The sequence below is a fragment of the Thalassospira sp. MIT1004 genome (assembly GCF_001858545.1).
Lineage (GTDB): Bacteria > Pseudomonadota > Alphaproteobacteria > Rhodospirillales > Thalassospiraceae > Thalassospira > Thalassospira xiamenensis.
On the sequence record NZ_MCAO01000022.1, the window covers coordinates 146,977 to 163,713 of the forward strand.

16 protein-coding genes are annotated in these 16,737 nt (G+C 55.5%); 9 read left to right on the forward strand and 7 right to left on the reverse strand.

Annotated elements, in window-relative coordinates; all coding sequences use genetic code 11:
* Positions 1–18 precede the first annotated feature (18 nt).
* From bamA to BC440_RS09295, 8 genes are read left to right on the forward strand one after another with little or no spacing between them, the layout of a single operon-like run.
* Positions 19–2,313 (forward strand): outer membrane protein assembly factor BamA, encoded by a 2,295-nt coding sequence (gene bamA, locus BC440_RS09260; RefSeq protein ID WP_247643551.1) that lies wholly within the window; start codon positions 19–21, stop codon positions 2,311–2,313.
* Positions 2,313–2,888, forward strand: a complete 576-nt coding sequence (locus tag BC440_RS09265; protein ID WP_007089440.1) for an OmpH family outer membrane protein — start codon at positions 2,313–2,315, stop codon at positions 2,886–2,888. The genes bamA and BC440_RS09265 overlap by 1 nt, the downstream gene beginning before the upstream one ends.
* Positions 2,888–3,907 carry a UDP-3-O-(3-hydroxymyristoyl)glucosamine N-acyltransferase gene (lpxD, locus tag BC440_RS09270; protein ID WP_071239938.1) on the forward strand — a complete coding sequence of 340 codons (1,020 nt, stop codon included), beginning with the start codon at positions 2,888–2,890 and terminating at the stop codon, positions 3,905–3,907. Before BC440_RS09265 ends, lpxD begins: the two co-directional genes overlap by 1 nt.
* Positions 3,908–3,918: 11 nt before the next feature.
* Positions 3,919–4,368, forward strand: a complete 450-nt coding sequence (fabZ, locus tag BC440_RS09275) for a 3-hydroxyacyl-ACP dehydratase FabZ (protein WP_007089442.1) — start codon at positions 3,919–3,921, stop codon at positions 4,366–4,368.
* Positions 4,369–4,370: 2 nt separating this feature from the next.
* Positions 4,371–5,174: an acyl-ACP--UDP-N-acetylglucosamine O-acyltransferase gene (gene lpxA / locus BC440_RS09280; RefSeq protein ID WP_007089443.1), complete on the forward strand. Its 804-nt coding sequence runs from the start codon at positions 4,371–4,373 to the stop codon at positions 5,172–5,174.
* Entirely contained in the window at positions 5,155–6,012 is an 858-nt protein-coding gene (gene lpxI / locus BC440_RS09285) for a UDP-2,3-diacylglucosamine diphosphatase LpxI (protein ID WP_071239939.1), read from the forward strand. Before lpxA ends, lpxI begins: the two co-directional genes overlap by 20 nt.
* Positions 6,005–7,198 carry a lipid-A-disaccharide synthase gene (lpxB, locus tag BC440_RS09290; protein ID WP_071239940.1) on the forward strand — a complete coding sequence of 398 codons (1,194 nt, stop codon included), beginning with the start codon at positions 6,005–6,007 and terminating at the stop codon, positions 7,196–7,198. The genes lpxI and lpxB overlap by 8 nt, the downstream gene beginning before the upstream one ends.
* A 46-nt stretch (positions 7,199–7,244) precedes the next feature.
* Entirely contained in the window at positions 7,245–7,685 is a 441-nt protein-coding gene (locus BC440_RS09295) for a VOC family protein (RefSeq protein ID WP_007089446.1), read from the forward strand.
* A gap of 75 nt (positions 7,686–7,760) precedes the next feature.
* Here the strand turns inward: BC440_RS09295 and BC440_RS09300 are convergent, their stop codons facing one another.
* Positions 7,761–9,068: a citrate synthase gene (locus tag BC440_RS09300; protein ID WP_071239941.1), complete on the reverse strand. Its 1,308-nt coding sequence runs from the start codon at positions 9,066–9,068 to the stop codon at positions 7,761–7,763.
* Between the two features lie 110 nt (positions 9,069–9,178).
* On the reverse strand, positions 9,179–10,588 hold the full coding sequence (gene gltX / locus BC440_RS09305; protein ID WP_007089448.1) for a glutamate--tRNA ligase: 1,410 nt from the start codon (positions 10,586–10,588) through the stop codon (positions 9,179–9,181).
* 321 nt (positions 10,589–10,909) lie between these two features.
* Between gltX and BC440_RS09310 the strand changes: the two genes are divergently transcribed.
* Positions 10,910–12,847, forward strand: coding sequence for a ComEC/Rec2 family competence protein (locus BC440_RS09310; protein WP_247643552.1), 1,938 nt, complete (start codon positions 10,910–10,912; stop codon positions 12,845–12,847).
* A 73-nt stretch (positions 12,848–12,920) separates the two neighbouring features.
* Here the strand turns inward: BC440_RS09310 and lexA are convergent, their stop codons facing one another.
* From lexA to BC440_RS09335, 5 genes are all read right to left on the reverse strand, one after another.
* Complete coding sequence (lexA, locus tag BC440_RS09315; protein WP_007089450.1) at positions 12,921–13,628, reverse strand: transcriptional repressor LexA; 708 nt, start codon at positions 13,626–13,628, stop codon at positions 12,921–12,923.
* Between the two features lie 147 nt (positions 13,629–13,775).
* A complete protein-coding gene (gene moaC, locus BC440_RS09320; RefSeq protein WP_071239943.1) occupies positions 13,776–14,255 on the reverse strand; it encodes a cyclic pyranopterin monophosphate synthase MoaC in 480 nt (159 codons plus the stop codon).
* A 20-nt stretch (positions 14,256–14,275) separates the two neighbouring features.
* Positions 14,276–15,073, reverse strand: a complete 798-nt coding sequence (gene trpC / locus BC440_RS09325) for an indole-3-glycerol phosphate synthase TrpC (RefSeq protein WP_063091929.1) — start codon at positions 15,071–15,073, stop codon at positions 14,276–14,278.
* Positions 15,070–16,104, reverse strand: a complete 1,035-nt coding sequence (gene trpD, locus BC440_RS09330; RefSeq protein WP_071239944.1) for an anthranilate phosphoribosyltransferase — start codon at positions 16,102–16,104, stop codon at positions 15,070–15,072. The genes trpC and trpD overlap by 4 nt, the downstream gene beginning before the upstream one ends.
* Positions 16,105–16,137: 33 nt before the next feature.
* Complete coding sequence (locus BC440_RS09335) at positions 16,138–16,710, reverse strand: aminodeoxychorismate/anthranilate synthase component II (RefSeq protein WP_071239945.1); 573 nt, start codon at positions 16,708–16,710, stop codon at positions 16,138–16,140.
* Positions 16,711–16,737: the final 27 nt, after the last annotated feature.

The window sequence follows — 16,737 nt, forward strand, 5'->3', positions numbered from 1 at the left end:
GGCATCAGGGGGTTGAATTTGCTGCGTAATGTAAAAGCGGCTGCGTTAGCAGCAGTCTTGCTTGGTGGAACCGCGCCAACCATAATTCCGATGGTGGCCTACGCGCAGGGATCAAGCGTTATTCGCGAGATCCGTGTTGACGGCAATAACCGTATCGAAAGCGAGACGGTTAACGCATACCTGTCGGTAAAAGAGGGCGATCCCTACGATCCGCAGAAAATCAACGAATCGCTGAAGTCGCTGTTCTCAACCGGCCTGTTTGCCGACGTGTCGATCGGATTTGATCAGGGCGTTCTGAAAATCAATGTGGTTGAAAACCCGATCATCAACCGGATCGCCTTTGAGGGCAACACGCGCCTGAAGGACGACGTGCTTGGTACGGAACTTCAGTTGCGCCCGCGTGTCGTTTACACCCGCACCAAGGTTCAGGCTGATGTGCAGCGTATTCTTGAGCTGTACCGTCGCTCCGGCCGGTTTGCCGCGACCGTTGAGCCCAAAGTCATTCAGCTTGAACAGAATCGTGTCGACCTTGTCTTTGAAATTGACGAGGGAGAGGCGACCGGCGTTCGCAAGATCAACTTCGTTGGCAACAAAGCATTTGATGACGGCGAGCTGTCAGAAGTTATCCGGACAACCGAGAGTGCCTGGTGGAAGATTCTGACTTCTGACGATAACTATGACCCGGATCGCGTCACGTTCGACCGCGAACTGCTGCGTCGGTATTATCTTTCGGCCGGTTATGCCGATTTCCAGGTTCTGTCTTCCGTGGCCGAACTGACGCCTGATCGGTCTGATTTCTTTATCACTTATACTGTCAGCGAAGGTCAGCGCTACCAGTTCGGTGATATCAATATCGTATCACAGATCGACAAGATTGATCCGGCGACATTGGCGCCCCTGGTCGAGATCGAAAAGGGCGACTGGTATAATGCCGACCTTGTTGATGATGCGATTGATGCCTTGACCACCAGCATCGGTGACCAAGGTTATGCGTTCATTGATATTCGTCCGAATATCCAGCGTGACCGCGAAACCGGTGTTATCAACATCACCTTCACCATCGCCGAAGGTCCGAAGGTTTATGTCGAACGCATCGACGTGGTTGGCAACGTCCGCACGCTTGACGAAGTTGTCCGTCGTGAATTCCGCCTTGTCGAAGGTGACGCCTTTAGCAGTTCGAAACTCAAACGTTCGCGCCAGCGTGTTGAAAACCTGAACTTCTTTAAATCGGTTGACGTCAAGACCCTGCCGGGCAGTTCGCCCGACCAGACGGTTCTTGAGGTTGATGTCGAAGAAAAGTCGACCGGCGAGTTTTCGATTGGTGCCGGGTACGGCACGGACGACGGTGCATTCGGTCAGGCAGGTATCCGCGAACGCAACCTGCTTGGTAAAGGGCAGGACCTGCGTCTTGGCTTTACGATTGGGTCATCCAGCCAGCAGGTCGATCTGTCCTTTACCGAGCCATACTTCCTTGATCGGGATGTCAGTGCGGGCTTTGATATCTATCGCCGCGAAGAAGACAATCAGGACGAAAGTTCATATGACGAAAAGCAGACCGGTATCGGTTTGCGGTCCGGTTTCCGTTATTCCGAAGCATTGTCGCAGTCGGTTCGGTACGGGTTCGAAGTTAACGAATATTCCGACATCGATAGCGATGCATCGCGTCTGCTGCGTGAAGAAGACCCCGAGTTTTCCGAGTCAACGATTGGTCAGACGCTTACCTATGATCAGCGCGACAGCACGATTTCGCCCAAAGAGGGCTATTTCGTTCAGGTTTCCAACGATTTCGCGGGAGTTGGCGGTTCGGAAACCTATCTTCGTACACGTGTGAATGGCGGGTACTACTATCCTCTTGATCGCGAAAAAACGTGGGTGCTGTCGACCAAGGCGTCGACCGGTTACATCTTTGGTATTGGTGACGATACGCGTATTTCGCAGCGCTTCTTTACCGGTGGTGCAAACCTTCGTGGTTTTGAATCGGCCGGTGTCGGGCCTCGCGATATTGCAACGAAAGATGCGGTTGGCGGCAAATTCTTCTATACCGGTACCGTACAGATGGACTTCCCGTTAGGGTTGCCGTCCGAATTTGCACTTACCGGTCGTGTGTTCAGTGATTTCGGTGCTTCCGAGGGGGTTGATGGCGCACGGCCTGGTGAAATCTATGACGAAGGTTCACTCAGGGCGTCTGTTGGTTTTGGGGTAGGCTGGGAATCTCCGTTTGGCCCGATTGGTGTTGACCTTTCGCAGGCTGTTCTCAAAGAAGACTTCGACAAAGAGGAAGTGTTCCGGCTGAGTTTCGGAACCAGATTCTGATGAAAATGATGAAATCTATCCAGACCGCCTTACTTGCGATTGTTCTGGCATTCGCATCAGTAACAATGGCGTCGGCTCAGGAAAATGCTGCCGGAAATACAGAGGCCGTTGTGATGATTGTCGATTTTGAAGGCATTATGCGTGAAGCATCTGCCATGCAGGATATGACAAAGCAGATCAAAACGCGTCAGGAAGCCTATCAGCAGGAAATCGAAAAGCGCCAGCAGGGTCTGCGGAAGGAAGAGCAGGAAATCGCCCAGCAGCGAACTCTTCTGTCTGCCGATGTCATTCAGCAGAAACAGAAAGAATTTCAGCAGAAAGTTGCTGATTTTCAGAAGTTCGCACAGGGGCGTAACCGTATTCTGGATCAGGCGCTTAATGAATCGCGCGTGAAATTCCAGAAAACGCTGATTGAAGTGATTGCCGATGTTGCCGAGCAGCGCAAGGCAACGCTGGTACTGCACAAAAGTCAGGTGATCCTGCATGCCAATGCCATGGATGCGTCCAAGGAAGTATTTGACCTTGTGAACAAGGCCATGCCGACCCTTACCGTCGAGTTCAAGGAAGCTTCCTGATGGCTGATTCTCGGTTTTTCAACCGCAAGGGACCTTTCAGCGTTCAGGAAATCGCCGAGCTGACCGGTGCGGAACTGGTGAATGCACCCGATCCGTCACGCCGCTTTGATGATGTGTCACCGCTTCAGAATGCGGATGCATCGATCTTGAGCTTCTTTGACAATCGCAAATATCTTGATGCCTTTGTCAGCAGTTCTGCCGGCGGGTGTTTTGTCCGGCCAGAGTTCGTTGATCGTGCCCCTGCCGATATGGTGCTGTTCACGACCAGCGATCCGTACCGGGCATATGCCAAGGCGGCAACGGCATATTATCCGTTTGACGCCGCCAATGGTGTTGTTTCACCGCACGCGATTGTCGCCGATACCGCCATGATCGGCAAAGGTGTTCAGATCGACGCCGGGGCCGTGATTGGCGAGAATTGCGAAATTGGCGATGGCGTCATCATTTCCAGTAATGCGGTGATCGGTGAAGGTGTCGTGATCGGGGCCGGAAGCAGGATCGGTGCCGGGGCGACAATCAGCCATTGCCTGATTGGCAATCTGTGCCTGATTTATCCGGGTGCTCGCATCGGGCAGGATGGTTTCGGATTTGCCATGGGCGCACAGGGGCACCTTAAAGTGCCGCAGCTTGGCCGTGTCGTGATTGGCAATGATGTCGAAGTCGGGGCCAATTCGACAATCGACCGGGGGGCGGGGCCTGATACGGTGATTGGCAATGGTTGCCGTATCGACAACCTTGTTCAGATCGGCCATAACGTCGAACTTGGCATGGGATGTGTTATCGTTTCCCAGGTCGGGATTTCAGGATCGACCAAACTTGGCAATTTTGTTGTTGCCGCGGGTCAGGCCGGGATTACCGGACATCTTGAAATTGGTGATGGCGCGAAAATTGCCGCGCAATCCGGTGTCATGAAAAATATCGGCGCGGGCGAAACCGTTGGCGGCAGCCCCGCTGTGCCGGTAATGGAATATCATAAACAGACCGTGGCCTTATCGCGGCTGATACGGAAAAAGAAGTAAGGGCAATACCTATGACCGAATTGGTAAGTGTTGATATTCAGCGCATTCTGGAAATGATTCCGCATCGTTATCCGTTCCTGCTGATCGACAAGGTTGTTGATATTGCTGTCGACGATTCCGCCGTTGGCATCAAAAACGTGACGATGAACGAGCCGCAATTTACCGGCCATTTCCCGGAACAGCCGATCATGCCTGGCGTTCTGATCATCGAAAGCATGGCGCAGACGGCGGCCATTCTTGTGGTTCAGACCCTTGGTGAGGATGCCGAAGGCAAGCTGGTTTATTTCATGAGTATTGATAACGCACGGTTCCGCAAGCCGGTTGTGCCGGGTGACGTCATGCATATTCATGTGAAGAAAAAACAGAGCCGTGGCCCGGTCTGGAAGTTTGAAAGTGAAGTCCGCGTTAACGATCAGGTCGTTGCAGAAGCCACCATCGCCGCGATGATCCGGGGCAACTGATAATGTCAAAAGTGCATCCAACCGCCATTGTCGAAGACGGCGCCCAGATTGGCCAGGATGTAGAAATCGGTCCGTACTGTGTTGTCGGACCGCAGGCGGTTCTGGGTGATCGCGTCAAGCTGCACAGCCATGTCGTGGTCGCCGGAATTACGTCAATCGGTGAAGACAGTACGATCTTTCCGTTTGCGTCAGTTGGTCATGCGCCGCAGGATTTGAAATTCAAGAACGAGCCATCGCGTCTGATCATTGGCAAACGCAACAAGATCCGCGAAGGGGCGACCCTTAATCCCGGCACAGAAGGCGGCGGGATGGAGACCACGATTGGTGATGACTGCCTGTTTATGGCAGGCGCGCATGTCGGGCATGACTGCCATATTGGCAATCATTGCATTCTGGTCAATAACGGGACCCTTGCTGGCCATGTCATGGTCGACGATTTTGCAATTGTCGGCGGCCTTTCAGCGGTGCATCAGTTTGTCCGCATTGGCAAACATGCGATGATCGGCGGCATGACCGGTGTTGAAAGCGATATCATTCCTTATGGTTCGGTGATTGGTAACCGTGCTTATCTTTCGGGGCTTAACCTTGTCGGGTTGAAGCGCCGCGGATTTGATCGCGAGACCATACATGCGCTTCGCAAGGCGTATCGTCTTTTGTTTGCGCAGGAAGGTACGCTTGCCGAGCGGGTTGAGGAAGTCTCGAAAGATTTCGAGGATGTCGGGCCGGTCATGGAAATCATCACCTTCCTGAAAGCGGAAAGCATGCGTTCCGTATGTACGCCGAAATATGACAGCTCCGCAGGATAACCCCGCAGCAAAGCTTGGTATCATTGCCGGAGGGGGGGCGCTTCCCGCCCGTTTGGCGGCTGCGGCGACGGCTGCCGGGCGGGATGTTTTTATCGTGAAGCTTGATGCCCATGCCGATGATCCGGCATTGGATGCATATCCCCATACGTCGCTTCGCATCGGGGCGGCGGCCAAAGTCCTTGATCGTCTGAAATCCGAAGAATGCCGTGATGTTGTCCTTGCGGGCAAGGTTGCACGTCCGTCATTTGCATCGATCCGGCCCGATTGGCGGGCGGCGAAATTGCTGATGAAAGTCGGGATGAAGTCGCTTGGCGATGATGGTTTGCTGCGTCTGGTGGCGGGTGAACTTGAACGTGACGGTTTCCGTCTGGTCGGCGCACACGAGATTTTGGGCGACCTCGCGGTTGAGGAAGGTGTTCTGGGCAAGGTGAAGCCCGATGCACAGGCGATGGCCGATGCACAGCACGGTCTGAAGGTTGCCCGGATTTTGGGTGCCGCCGATGTCGGACAGGGCTGTGTCGTGCAGCAGGGGCTTGTTCTGGCACTTGAAGCCATCGAGGGCACGGATGAAATGATCCGGCGGTCTGCCGACTATCGCCGCGAAGGTGTTGGCGGTGTTCTGGTGAAGTCGGCAAAGCCGCAGCAGGACAGGCGTCTTGACCTTCCGGCGATTGGTGTTTCGACCGTGGAAAATGCGCATGATGCCGGATTGCGCGGCATTGCGTTGCTTGCGGGTGGCACGATGATCATTGATCGTGAGAAAACCGTCAAACGTGCAGATGAACTTGGATTGTTCATTGTCGGGATTTCGGTGCAGGAATCGGCACAGGATGAATAAACCAAAAATCCAGACCGCGAAAATCATGCTGGTGGCCGGCGAGGCATCCGGGGATCAGTTGGGGGGGCGGTTGATGGCGGCCATAAAGGCGCGTCATCCCGAAATCCGTTTCATCGGTGTTGGTGGCCCGCGCATGACGGGTGAGGGGCTTGAGAGCCTGTTTCCGATGGACGAGATGTCGGTTATGGGCCTTGCCGAGGTCCTGCCGCATATCCCGCATTTGTTAAAACGTATCCGTCAGACGGCGGAATATGCGATTGAACAGCAACCCGATGTGGTGATCACCATTGATGCCCCGGATTTCAGTTTTCGCGTTGGCAAGAAGCTGAAAGGCAGGGGTATTCCGCTGGTGCATTATGTTGCGCCGTCGGTCTGGGCATGGCGGCCGGGGCGGGCAAAGAAGATTGCGGGTTTTCTCGATCATTTGTTGGCGTTGCTGCCGTTCGAGCCGCCCTATTTCGAGCGGGTCGGGCTTCCGACCAGCTTTATCGGGCATTCCGCGGTCGAGGAACGGCATGGCGGCGATGCGGACCGATTCCGTGAACAGCACGGTATCGCACCAGACTGCAAAATCCTGACGGTTCTGCCCGGCAGTCGCAATTCGGAAGTCACCCGTCTGTTGCCGGTTTTCCGTGACGTGTGCGAACGGTTGGCTGGGGATTTCCCCGATGCAAGAATTGTTGTGCCGACGGTGAGCAAGGTTGCACAGGTCGTCGGTGATGCGGTTGCCGACTGGCCGCTGCGCCCGATTGTCGTGACCGGGGATCAGGACAGGCGCGATGCGTTTGCCGCGTCCCATGCGGCCCTTGCGGCATCCGGGACCGTGTCGCTTGAACTGGCGATAACGGGGGTGCCGCATGTGATCGGCTATAAATTAAGCCCGATTACGGCATGGATTGCGCGGCGATTGTTGCGGATTGATACGGTGACCATCGTCAATCTGGTGCTTGGCAAAAAGCTTGTGCCGGAATTCCTGCAACAGGATTGCACGCCGAACCGTATCGTGCCGGTTCTGAAATCGCTTATGGCCGACGGCGAAGGTCGGGCGGCGCAACTGGACGGGTTCGACGCGGCCACAACCATGCTTGGCTTTGGCGACCGGCCGCCGAGCGAGAAGGCCGCGGACGTCATCCTTGAAATCATAGAGAAAAATTCATCTGCCAAGACTGGCATTAGCGGGCAATAACGCATAGTTTGGCGTCATTGACCAATCAATGACGGAGGCATTTCCAATGCGTTATTTGCACACCATGGTGCGTGTCGAGGATGTGGATGCATCCATGCGTTTCTACTGCGAACTGCTTGGCATGAAAGAAACCCGGCGCATTGAAAGCGAGAAGGGGCGTTTCACCCTGATTTATCTTGCGCCGCCTGCCGATGAAGCCAGTGCCAAGGCCAACAAGGCCCCGGAACTTGAACTGACTTATAACTGGGACCCGGAAAGCTATTCCGGCGGGCGCAATTTCGGCCATCTTGCCTATGAGGTCGACGATATTTATGCGCTTTGCCAGAAGCTGATGGATGCGGGTGTCACCATTAACCGCCCGCCGCGCGATGGCCATATGGCGTTTGTTCGTTCGCCGGACGGGATTTCGATTGAATTCCTGCAAAAGGGCGAAAGCCTTGCCCCGGCCGAGCCATGGGCCAGCATGGAAAATACCGGTTCCTGGTAACGCAGCACCCAATTGATCAAAACGCAAAAAGGCCCGGAATGATCCGGGCCTTTTCTGTATCAATCGTGGCGCAGATTAACGCTTGTTGACCGGAACGAACGGACGTTCGGAAACACCGGTGAACAACTGGCGCGGACGGCCGATTTTCTGCGACGGATCTTCGATCATTTCTTTCCACTGGGCGATCCAGCCGACGGTACGGGCAACTGCGAACAGCACGGTGAACATGCTTTCCGGGATGCCCATCGCCTTGAAGATGATGCCCGAATAGAAATCGACGTTCGGATAGAGTTTCTTCTCGATGAAGTACTCGTCTTCGCGTGCAATGCGTTCGAGTTCCTGTGCAACGTCAAGCAGCGGGTCCTGTACGTTGAGTTCCTTGAGAACTTCGTGGCAGGTTTCCTGCATGACCTTGGCGCGCGGGTCGTAGTTTTTGTAAACCCGGTGACCAAAGCCCATCAGACGGAACGGATCGTTCTTGTCTTTTGCCTTGTTGACGAATTCCGGAATGTTTTTCACATCGCCGATTTCGTTGAGCATTTTCAGAACGGCTTCGTTCGCACCGCCATGTGCCGGACCCCAGAGGGAGGCAATACCGGCAGCGATACATGCAAAGGGATTTGCCCCCGAAGAACCGGCCAGACGGACCGTCGAGGTCGATGCGTTCTGTTCGTGGTCGGCATGAAGGATCAGGATACGATCCATTGCGCGCGCAAGGACCGGGTTGACTTCATAGTCTTCGCACGGGTTGCCGAACATCATCTGCAGGAAGTTTTCTGCATAGCCGAGTTTGTTGTTCGGATAACGGAACGGCTGACCGATCGAGTATTTATACGCCATCGCCGCGATGGTCGGCATTTTCGCGATCAGGCGATAGGCCGAAATCAGACGCTGGTTCGGGTCGTTGATGTCGGTGCTGTCATGATAGAAAGCAGACATCGCGCCAACCACACCGCACATAATGGCCATCGGGTGGGCGTCGCGGCGGAAACCGTTATAGAAATTGCGCATCTGTTCGTGCACCATGGTGTGCATGGTGATGTCATTTTCAAATTGCGCCTTGTCTTTTGCATTCGGCAGATCGCCGTAAATCAGCAAATAGCAAACTTCGAGGAAATCGGATTGTTCGGCAAGCACATCAATGGCATAGCCGCGGTGACGCAGGATGCCAACGTCACCATCAATATAGGTCAGCTCGGACTGGCAGGAGCCGGTCGAGGTGAAGCCCGGGTCATAGGTGAAATATCCGGTTTCGGAGTAGAGTTTCCGAATGTCGATTACAGACGGACCAACGCTACCCTCGATCACCGGCAATTCGATCGACTTGCCAGTGGCATTGTCGGTCAGTGTCACGGTGTGGGAAGTCTTGGAATTCTGAGCCATGACTATTTTTCCTTCCCTGTTTGAACGAACACGGTTTTCAAGTTGTGTGCAGCATAGTGCTGCGGCGCACAAAGCGCAAATTCAGTGTTTAAGTTTTTTATTTTACGCTGTTATTGGGCATCGAATTTGCGGATGCGTTTCAGCGTTTGGGATTTGCCAAGCACGATCATTACTTCGAAGATGCCAGGCGATGAGTTGGAACCGGTGAGCACGGCCCGCAAGGGCTGCGCGACTTTGCCGAGCTTCTGATCGAGTTTTTCGGCAATGTTGCGAACGCTTGCGTCAACGTTCTCTTCGGTCCAGCTTTCAAGCGCGTCGAGTTCCTTTGCCAGTTCGGCAAACAGGCCTTCGGGGGCGCTATCAATCAGGGACTGAGCTTTCTCGTTAAACGACATGACGCCGTCCGTAACGTAGAAGGCCGAAGAGTCGGCGAGCTCGATGAGTGTCTTGGCTCTTTCTTTAAGCCCTGACATGCCTTTGATCAAGATTTCTTTTTGCGCTGCGTCAATTGCATCGACGCCAATCTGTTTTGCGATCAGCGGTGCAATGTCGTTTGCAAGGCGGGTATCGTCTGCCTGACGCAGATAAACGCCATTCAGGTTGGTCAGTTTGGCAAAGTCGAAACGTGCCGCACCCTTGCCAACATCTTTGATGTCAAACCATTCAATGGCCTGTTCCTGGGAAATGATTTCCTCGTCCCCGTGACCCCAGCCAAGACGCAGCAGGTAGTTGTTCACGGCTTCGGGCAAGAAACCCATTTCATCGCGATAGGCATCAACACCCAGCGCACCATGGCGTTTGGACAGCTTTGCGCCGTCCGGGCCGTGGATCAGCGGAATATGGGCAAAGGTCGGGACATCCCACCCCATCGCATCATAAAGGGCCTTCTGGCGGAAGGCATTGGTCAAATGGTCATCGCCACGGATCACGTGAGTAATGCCCATATCGTGGTCATCCACCACGACAGACAGCATATAGGTCGGGGTGCCATCGCCACGCAGAATGACGTAATCGTCAAGCTGTTCATTGGCAACGCGGACATCGCCCTGTACCTGATCGGAAATCACGGCATCGCCGTCCTGCGGTGCCTTCAGACGCACGACAGGCTTGACGCCAGCCGGGGCGTCGGATGCATCGCGGTCGCGCCAGGTGCCGTCATATTTCATCGGGCGGCCTTCGGCGCGGGCCTTTTCGCGCATTTCCTGAAGTTCTTGCTGCGAGCAATAGCAATAATAGGCTTTGCCAGCCTTGATCAGTTCATGGGCGACTTCGGCGTGGCGGTCGCGACGGGCGAACTGGAAGGTCGGTTCTTCGTCTGCGGTCAGGCCAAGCCAGCTTAGCCCATCGAAAATGGCTTCGACGGCTTCGGGGGTTGAACGTTCCCGGTCGGTGTCTTCGATGCGCAGCAGGAATTTGCCGCCGGTGTGTTTGGCATAAAGCCAGTTATAAAGGGCGGTGCGTGCGCCGCCGATATGCAGAAACCCGGTCGGAGACGGGGCAAAACGGGTAACAACCGTCATTCACTCTATCCGTTGGCTGGATGTTGTTGCTTGTCGTAATGACTTTTGGCGTGCACGCTATAACACATATGCGGCGGTGTTGCACCACAGCCGATGATAGATAGAAACTGTGCGCCGGGCAGGCTATTGTACATTCGTCGAATAAGTCGTGATGGAATTAATAAAAATCAATATGTTGCGAGAATATTTTCGCAAACAGGATTGTTGTTGGCCGCGCGCAGAAATTCCTGGATTCTGTGCACGGTTATATTCTTCGGGTTGGGATGTGCGGCGTATTTTTCTCTCCCTGCGCGCCTGACGGTACAGCAAAGCGGCCTAGCGGTGATTCTTTTGCTGTCCGGATTGTGGATTTCGCGACGCTGGGTTTTGCCATTCTTTGGCATTCTGCTGCTGGCGGGTTTTTGTGTCGGGTTGCTGATTGCATCCATCCATCTTGAAAGGGCACCATCCGGGCTTCTCACCAAGACGCTTTACATGACAGAGATCGAGGGCGACATCACGCTTCTGGAACCACGGGGCGGGCGGATGCGTATGACCGTGGCACCAATGCGGATCGCGGGGCTTGAGGATACGGTATTTGACTGGAAGGTGCGATTGAGCCTTCCAGGTGGGGATGAGCTTTCCGTTGGGGATCATATCGTGGCAACGGCACGGCTGTTTCCGTTGCGCGCGGCGTCCGTGCCGGGCGACCCGGATTTTTCACGCGGATTATATCTGGACGGGATCGGGGCGACCGGGTTTGTTTTCGGCCATAAATATAGTGTGACCAAGAAGGCCGAAACAGGAATGATGCAGCCGGTTTCGGACCGGATCGAAAGTCTGCGCCTGACGATCATGACGGCAATCGATCAGAGCCTTACCGGCGCAGGGGCCGGGATTGCCAAGGCACTGATTGTCGGCGAACGCGGCGATGTCAGTGCGGAAATTGCCGATGATCTTCGCAAATCGGGATTGGCGCATCTTCTGGCGATTTCCGGGCTGCATATGGGGCTTTTAAGCGGGACGGTTTTCTTTTTCCTGCGGTTTGGCATGGCGGCCATTCCTGCCCTTGCGCTGCGGTTTCCGATCAAGAAATGGGCGGCTATCGGGGCGATGGGCGCAGCCGTGATCTATCTTGGCCTGTCAGGGGCCAGTGTGCCGACGCAGCGTGCCTTTGTGACGTTGACGATTGTCTGGATTGCGTTGCTGCTGGATCGGCGGGCGATATCGTTGCGGCTGGTGGCGTTTGCGGCGCTGGTTGTTCTGATCCTGCGGCCCGATGCGGTATTGGGGCCAAGCTTTCAGCTTTCCTTTGCGGCGGTAACGGTGCTGGTGGCGTTTTATGATGGTCCGGGCAGACGATGGTTTGACAAGTCGGTGGATCGGTCATGGCTATTCCGGCTTTGGCTGTTTTTTGCCGGGCTGGTGATGACCGGGTTGCTGGTTACGGCGGTGACCGCGCCGATCATCGGGTTTCATTTCGGGCGGATTTCGATGATCGGGATCGTGTCCAACCTGATTGCCATTCCGGTGATGGCGTTCTGGGTGATGCCGATGATTGTGGCGACGCTTGTTCTGATGCCGTTCGGAGCCGGGGGACTGGCATTGTGGTTGATGAAGCCGGGACTGACATTGTTGATTGAAACCGCAAGCCTTGCCGCCGATCAGGCCTGGGGGCTTTGGCATGTCGAGCAGTTTAGTGCCGTATTTGCCATCGGCATCATGATGGCGATGGCCTGGTGGCTGGTCTGGCGGGGGAACGCGATTGCCCGGTTTGCTGTCATTCCGCTATGCGTGGCGATTGCGGCGCAAATCCTGTATCGCCCGGCGGATATTCTGGTTTCGGGGGATCAGGAAAGCTGGGCAATTCGCGACAGGGTGCGCGACAAACTTGTCCTGCCCGAAGGCATTTCGGATTTTCAGCAGTCGGTCTGGATGGCGCGATTTGGTATCGCCGATCATGATGCCGGCAATGTCATCGAAAAATGCGACGCAACGGTTTGTTCCGTCAGGATCGCCGGACGGCAGGTGATCATTGCCAATGATCTTGCCAATCCGTTCTATGCATGCCGCCATGGCGATATGATCATCAGCCTGAAACGCGATATGCCGCGTGATATCTGTGCGCCGGATGTGACTGTCATCGATGATGACCTGTTGTGGTGGCAGGGGGGCGTCTCGGTTGCGTTGCGGCCCGATGCCGCCCCGGTGATCGAAACCGTGCGTGAAACGTCCGGCATCTGGCCGTGGATTATCATCGGGGGCAGGGTGGTCAAATAAAAAACGCCGCCGGGCAAGGCCGACGGCGTTTCTTTCGGTTTCTTTCGGTTTGTTCGGTTTATTCGGTATTCTATCAGTATTGGCGGAGCAAACCGATCAGACGTCCCTGAATGCGGACACGATCAGGCGACAGCGCGCGCGTTTCATAACGCGCATTGGCCGGTTCCAGCAGAACTTCGCCACGGCCACGTTTCAGGCGTTTCAGAGTGGCTTCGGCGTCGTCGACCAGTGCGACAACGATGGAGCCATCATTGGCCTGTTCGCAACGCTGGATCAGGACGGTGTCGCCATCGAGAATACCGGCATCGATCATCGAATCACCGGAAACTTCAAGCGCATAGTGATCGCCGGTTCCCAGAAGCGCTGCCGGGACCTGCACCATTGTGGTCTGATCGCGAAGGGCCTCGATCGGGGTACCCGCCGCAATCCGGCCAAACAGCGGCAGGGAAACGGATTCACCCGATTCCGAAAAGGCCGAAGGCACGGTTGCCGGCCGATGCGCAGCCTTTCGCGCGGAGGCGATAGAGGTAACATTGTTGGGCGTTTCCGCCGCGTCGTCATCATTATTATCCGGAAGACGCAGGACTTCGAGCGCGCGGGCCCGATGGGCGAGACGGCGAATAAAACCGCGTTCCTCAAGCCCGGTGATCAGTCGATGAATGCCGGATTTGGATTTCAGGCTCAGGGCTTCTTTCATCTCGTCAAAAGAGGGTGAGATACCATGATCGCGAAGGTAATTATCGATATAGACCAGCAATTCGTATTGCTTGCGCGTCAGCATGATTTTTCCCGAACCTGTAATAAGAACAAACCGAATACATGAATGTTCTACTTTGGTTCTGCTTGTTCGTCAAGCACCACAACCCGAAAAATCACCGTTTAAGGGCATTCTTTCGGTCAAGAAACGAAATTTGGGTATTTCCAGGGATCAGTCGGCGGTGAAAGTACCCGACTTTCCGCCTTCCTTGTGGGCAACGCGAATATCGGTAATCCGCATGGCTTTATCGACCGCCTTGCACATATCGAACACGGTGAGTGCGGTAACGGAAACGGCGGTCAGGGCTTCCATTTCCACCCCGGTTTTGCCGGTGGTTTTGCAGGTCGCGACAATATCTACCGCATCGGTGGCAGTTGCGAGTTCCAGCGTGACTTCGACCGAGGTCAGGGGCAGGGGGTGGCAAAGCGGGATCAGGTCAGCGGTTTTCTTGGCGCCCATAATCCCGGCAAGCTGGGCGATGCCAAGAACATCGCCCTTTTTATGGCCGCGTTCGGCAATCAGCCGGGCCGTTTCCGCCGACATCAGGACACGGCCCTTTGCGATGGCGACGCGCGCGGTATCGGTCTTGGCCGAAATATCGACCATGACGGCGTTACCAGCGGCGTCGATATGCGAAAGTTTGTCTGCCATGCCTGTGTCTTGTTCCGTTATCAGGCCGCGAGGCCAAGAATATTGCGGGTGGCGGCGGTGACGTCGTCCTGACGCATAAGACTTTCGCCGATCAGGAAGCATTGCGCGCCGACCTTTGCCATGCGGGCGAGGTCATCGTGCGTGAACAGGCCGCTTTCGGCGACCAGCATCCGGCTGTCATCAACCATGCCAGCGAGTTCTTCGGTCGTGGTCAGGGAGACTTCGAGCGTTTTCAGATTGCGGTTGTTAACGCCAAGCAGCTTTGATTTCAGTTTCAGGGCGCGTTCGAGTTCCGGGGCGTTGTGCACCTCGATCAGGACATCCATGCCAAGGCTGTTTGCGGCGTCTTCAAGCTCGGCGGCCTGGGCGTCTTCGAGGGCTGCCATGATCAGAAGGATGCAATCGGCACCAAGGGCCCGGGCTTCGGTCACCTGATAGGGATCAAGCATGAAATCCTTGCGCAGGACCGGCAGATCAACCGCGGCACGTGCCGCGATCAGATAGCTGTCATCGCCCTGGAAATAGGGGATGTCGGTCAGGACCGACAGGCAACTTGCCCCACCGGCCTTATAGGCCTGTGCCAGAACGGGCGGATTGAAATCCGGGCGGATCAGGCCCTTGGACGGGGATGCCTTTTTAATCTCGGCAATCAGGCCGTAACGACCATCCGCAACCGATGTTTCAAGCGCCCTGATGAAGCCGCGCGGTGCGGATTGTGATCTGGCTGCGGTTTCGAGGTCGGCAAGTGACTTTCGCGCCTTGCAGGCGGCGATGTGGTCGCGTTTGTCGTTACAGATACGTTCGAGTACGTCGCTCACGCTGCGGTCCCCTGATTGGAAATGCGGACTAGTGCCTGCAGGGTTTCTGCGGCTTTGCCAGAATCGATTGCGGTGCGGGCCTTTGCGATGCCATCGGCAAGATCGGTTGCGATGTCGGTCACCACAAGGGCGGCTGCGGCATTCAGCAGAACGATATCGCGATAGGCGCTTTTTTTACCGGCAAGAAGATCGAGAATGGCCTGCGCGTTTGTCTGGGCGTCGCCGCCTTTAAGCGCATCAAGGGTGACGATTTCAAGGCCGTAATCTTCGGGGTTGATTTCAAAGGTCGTGACTGCGCCGTTTTTGACTTCGGCGACAAAGGTCGGGCCGGTTGTTGAAATTTCATCAAGGCCGCTATGACCATAGACAACCCACGCATGTTCCGAACCCAGGCGGTTCAGCACATGGGCAATCGGTTCGACCCATTCACGGGCAAAAACGCCCATGACCTGGCGTTTGGTTTTGGCCGGGTTGGCCAGCGGTCCCAGAAGGTTAAAGATCGTGCGCGTACCCATTTCAACGCGGGTCGGCATCACGTGACGCACCGCCGAGTGATGGCGCGTTGCCATCATGAAGCACAGATTGATTTCCTTTAGCGCCTTTTCGAGAAGCGCCATATCGGCATCAAGATTGACGCCAAGCGCCAGTAGGACATCAGCCGATCCCGATTTTGACGACGCCGCGCGGTTGCCGTGCTTGGCAACGATGGCGCCGCAGGCCGCCGCAACGATTGCCGCCCCGGTCGAGATATTGAAGGTGCCGCTGCCATCGCCACCGGTACCACAGGTATCAACCGCATTGGGCGGGGCTATAATGCCGGTCGCCTTGGAGCGCATGACACGCGCCGCCCCGGTGATTTCATCGACCGTTTCGCCGCGCAGGCGTAGCGCCATCAGGAAAGCCCCCATCTGCGACGGCGTTGCCTGACCGGACATCAGAACGTCGAAGGCCTGCTCGGCCTGTTCTTCGTTCAGTTTTTCGCCATTTGCGACTTTGGCCAGGATCGGCTTCAGGTCATATTCAGTCGACATGCGGGTTTCCTCGGTTAGCGGTCCGGTGCGGTTTCATGCGCCGGGGAAGTCTATAAAATTCTTCAAAAGGGCATGGCCATGTTCGGATGCGATGCTTTCGGGATGGAACTGGACACCATGAATCTGATGCTGTTTGTGACGCAGCCCCATGATCAGACCATCCCCGTTTTCCGCCGTGATTTCAAGGCAATCGGGCAGGGTTGCGCGATCAACAACCAATGAATGGTAACGGGTCGCTTCAAACGGGCTGGGCAGGCCGTTAAACACGCTTTTGCCTTCGTGCACCATCGCATCGGTTTTGCCATGCATGCATTCGGGCGCGCGCACGACATTGCCGCCAAAGGCCTGACCGATGCCCTGATGACCAAGGCAGACGCCAAGCAGCTTGACCTTTCCCGCCGATGCCCTGATCAGATCAAGACAGATACCCGCGCGATCCGGATCGCAGGGACCGGGCGAGATCACGACGCCTTCGGGCTTTAAAGCCAGCGCATCATCAACCGAGATTTCATCATTGCGGCGGACGTCGACCTCGGGACCGAGTTCGCGCAGATAGTGCCACAGATTGAATGTGAAGCTGTCGTAATTATCGATGAGGAGATACATCGTGGCGCCGGGCTGTGAATATCAGAT